Origin of the sequence: Cellulosimicrobium cellulans, from assembly GCF_042723955.1 — a bacterium.
GTDB lineage: Bacteria > Actinomycetota > Actinomycetes > Actinomycetales > Cellulomonadaceae > Cellulosimicrobium > Cellulosimicrobium cellulans_H.
In genome coordinates this window covers 1-3,338 of sequence record NZ_JBHXIC010000097.1, presented here as the reverse complement: position 1 = coordinate 3,338, position 3,338 = coordinate 1, and the positions used below count along the sequence as shown (strand labels likewise).

The window sequence follows — 3,338 nt, the reverse complement described above, 5'->3', positions numbered from 1 at the left end:
GCCACCGCCTGGCGCCCCCCGGGGGGCGGCGGGCGGGGGGGGGGGGCCGCGCGGGGCGCGGCCGCCCTCGCGGGGACGGGATCAGGAGCTGCGGACGTCGTCCTCGATGCCGGCGAGGATCTCCCGGAGCTCGGCGGGCGAGTTCTCCTTGATGACGGCGGTGCCGCCCGAGGCCTTCTTCTCGGCCTCGACGACCTCCGGCGAGTGGGAGATCTCGGCGAGCTTGAGCAGCGTCTCGTCGTCCTTGTCCTCTGCCCGCGCGACCCACACGTTGATGTAGGGCTTGGCGGCGTCGGAGTCGGGGTCGTCCTGGAAGAGCGCGTCCTCGGGCTTGAGGCCCGCGTCCTCGACGAAGTCGTTGTTGATGATCGACGCGTCGACGGACTGGAGCTGGATCGGGGTCTGCGCGGCGTCGACCGGCGTGACCGTCACCTTGGAGCTGGGCAGCACGTCGGCCTCGGTGGAGATGGAGCTCCCGCCGTCCTTCAGCTCGACCAGGCCGGCCTCCTGGAGCACGAGGAGCGCACGGGCGAGGTTGGTCGGGTCGTTCGGCACGGCGACCTGGCCGCCGTCGGGGATCTCCTCGAGCGACGTGTGCTTGGACGAGTACAGGCCGAGCGGGTAGACGGCGGTCGCGCCGATCGGCTGGAGGTCGTCACCCGCGTCCACGTTGTAGCCCGCGAGGAACTGGAGGTGCTGGAACTGGTTCACGTCGAGCTCGCCCTGGGACAGGGCCGGGTTCGCCTGCGTGTAGTCCTGGAGGTCGACGAGCTCGATCTCGATGCCCTCGGCCTCGGCCTGCTCCTGGAACACGGCCCACTTGTCGTCGGACGCGCCGACGACGCCGACGCGGATCGCGTCCGCCGCGTCGCCGCTCGCGGCACCGCCCGCGGTGTCGTCGCCGCCGCCGCAGGCGGTGAGGGTGAGGGCCGCAGTCGCGGCGATCGCGGTCCAGGTCAGACGCTTGCGGGTGGTCGAGAACGACATGGGGGTTCCTTCCGGTGGCGACGGCGTCGGTCACGGGTGGCGACCGGCGCGGCCGGGGTGCAGGGTCAGCCCTGCGAGGGTGGGGTTCGGGGTTGCTTCCGGCGGGCCATCAGCCACGCGGCGAGCAGGGGCGGCGTCGTCAGGACGACGCGGCAGGTGCGGCGCAGGTCTCCCTGCGGGTCACGACGGCGTCAGCAGCCGCACATTCGCCCGGTGCGCACGCCACGACAGCACGACGCGCCGGCGCAGGACGCTGCGCGCGGGGTCGTGGTGGCGACGTGGTTCCGGGTCATGCCGACATCATGGGCACGGTCGCGTCCCGCGCGCCAATTCCCGAGCGGGATCGTCCACGATGTGGACGTGGAAATGATCGCATGCCGGGAACTGGACGCCCAGGATCAGGGCAGAGCGGACATCCTGCATCGCCCACCAGCCCGGTGAGCGGCTGGACGGAGAGATCTGCGCCACACCGTGCTCACGCGCGGGCCAGGGCGGCGAACTCGGGGCCGCCCTCGGTGGGCGGGTCCACGCGCATCGGCGGCATCACGCGGGCGACCAGCCAGACCGGCAGGAGCGCGACGCAGAGCACCGGGATGAGCCGGACGTCGCCAACGGTCACGGCGGCCATGAAGAGCGCGAGCCACCCGTCGCGGCTCACGACGAGCACCGCCCCGAGGACGGCCGCCGACACCGCGACCGCCGCGGGCACCGCCGGCACCAGGGACGTCGCGGCGAGCCCGATCGCGACCCCGATGAAGACTGTGGGGAAGATGCGTCCCCCGCGGAAGCCCGCGCCCGCGGCGACGACGAGCGCGACCAGCTTCACGAGGGCGAGGACGAGGATCGCCGACCAGGCGAGCGTGTCGGCCTCCTCGGACAGCTCCTTCATCTCGGTCAGGCCCTTGAACAGCGTCAGCGGGCCACCGAGCACCCCGAGGAGCCCGAGCACGAGGCCGCCGGCGCCGAGCGCGAGGACGGGGTGCCGCAGGCCGTGGAACGCGCGGTGGACCCAGGGCAGGGCGAGGACGGCGAGGAACGCGAGCAGCGCGGCGACCATGGCCACCGCGGCGGCGCTCAGCGCGTCCCCGACGTGCAGCCCGGGGTGGTCCGGGAGGTCGATCGCGAAGGTCGGGGCATCGAACGCGAGCATCGTCACGGCCCCGGCCCCGGCGGCCACGAGCGGGGCGAAGAGCCGGTCGAACAAGGGGCCGGCGCCGTCGCCGCGCTCCGCGAGCGTCTCCGTCAGGACGAGCGCCGCGGCGACCGGCGTCGCGAACATCGCGCCGATCGTGGCGGCCATCGCCAGCCCGACGGCGCCCTGCACCGGGACGCCCAGGCGCGGGCGGCACAGGATCCAGGCCGTGAGGGCGACGTTGATCGCGATGATCGGGTTCTCCGGGCCGAGGCTGACACCGCCTGCGAGGCCGAGCACGAGCGTGACCGCGAGGCCGGGCAGCGCCCGCAACGGGAGCGGGGCGGTCACGAGGTCCGTCGTGGCCGGGTCGACGCCCGCGTGCCCCGGCGCCCACCGGATCGTCGCGCCGACCAGCAGGCCCGTGACCGTGAGCACGAGGACCGTCCACCAGGTCTCGGTCGTCGCGAGGCCCCACGCCGCGGGAAGGCGGTCCCACACGAGGTCCTGGATCCAGGCCGCGAGCTCCGACAGCGCGAGGAGCGTGAGGGCGCACAGCACGCCGACCAGGAGCGCCGGGACGACGAGGCGCACCAGGCGGCCCGTCGACATCGGGCCCTGCGGCTCCCCGGTCACATGGGCAGCGAACCACGCCGGGGCCGGTGCTGCACCCCGACCCGTGGGCGCCGGAACCAGCCGGAGACGTGAAGGACCCCCCGCACACCCACCAGAGCTCACCTACCCTTGCTGCCTTCCGGCCCTGGGGGAGTTCGGCGAGATGATGCCGCACGAGGGGTCTGCGCCCACCCTAGCCCAGGTCGGCGCCCCATCCGAAACCCGGCTCGACAGGAGGCGATTCGGCCCCGGCGCCACGGTCCGGTATCCTCGTTGCGCTGCTGTCGGTGCGTTCGTGCGCGTCCGGCCGTCGCACCAGGAGGATTCGCCTAGTGGCCTATGGCGCACGCTTGGAAAGCGTGTTGGGTTAACAGCCCTCGGGGGTTCGAATCCCCCATCCTCCGCAGACCGAAGGGCCCGCCGCACTCGCGGCGGGCCCTTCGTCGTCGCCCGGCGCACGCCTTGGGACGCGGGCACCGAAAAGGCCCGTCGCACGAGTGGGACGGGCCGCGCGCCCTCCCCCCCGGGCGCCCCGCCCGGGCGGGGGGCCCGCCGGGGCGCCCCCCGCGACCCCCCCCCCCACGGGGTGTGGGCCCGGACGGCC

Annotated in this window: 2 protein-coding genes, 1 tRNA gene and 1 other RNA gene; 1 reads left to right on the top strand and 3 read right to left on the bottom strand. The window is 74.2% G+C overall.

Annotated elements, in window-relative coordinates; all coding sequences use genetic code 11:
• Positions 1-81: 81 nt before the first annotated feature.
• From ACFWH7_RS18475 to ffs, 3 genes are all read right to left on the bottom strand, one after another.
• A complete protein-coding gene (locus ACFWH7_RS18475) occupies positions 82-987 on the bottom strand; it encodes a MetQ/NlpA family ABC transporter substrate-binding protein (RefSeq protein WP_378218701.1) in 906 nt (301 codons plus the stop codon).
• 475 nt (positions 988-1,462) lie between these two features.
• On the bottom strand, positions 1,463-2,755 hold the full coding sequence (locus tag ACFWH7_RS18470) for an ion channel protein (RefSeq protein ID WP_378218699.1): 1,293 nt from the start codon (positions 2,753-2,755) through the stop codon (positions 1,463-1,465).
• A 68-nt stretch (positions 2,756-2,823) separates the two neighbouring features.
• Positions 2,824-2,920: signal recognition particle sRNA small type (ffs, locus tag ACFWH7_RS18465), an RNA gene on the bottom strand.
• Between the two features lie 132 nt (positions 2,921-3,052).
• Between ffs and ACFWH7_RS18460 the strand changes: the two genes are divergently transcribed.
• A tRNA-Ser gene (locus ACFWH7_RS18460) sits at positions 3,053-3,138 on the top strand.
• Positions 3,139-3,338 lie beyond the last annotated feature (200 nt).

Bases quoted from the DNA above. Each gene is read 5' to 3' on its own strand.
- ACFWH7_RS18475 (WP_378218701.1), bottom strand. From the start codon at position 987: ATGTCGTTCTCGACCACCCGCAAGCGTCTGACCTGGACCGCGATCGCC.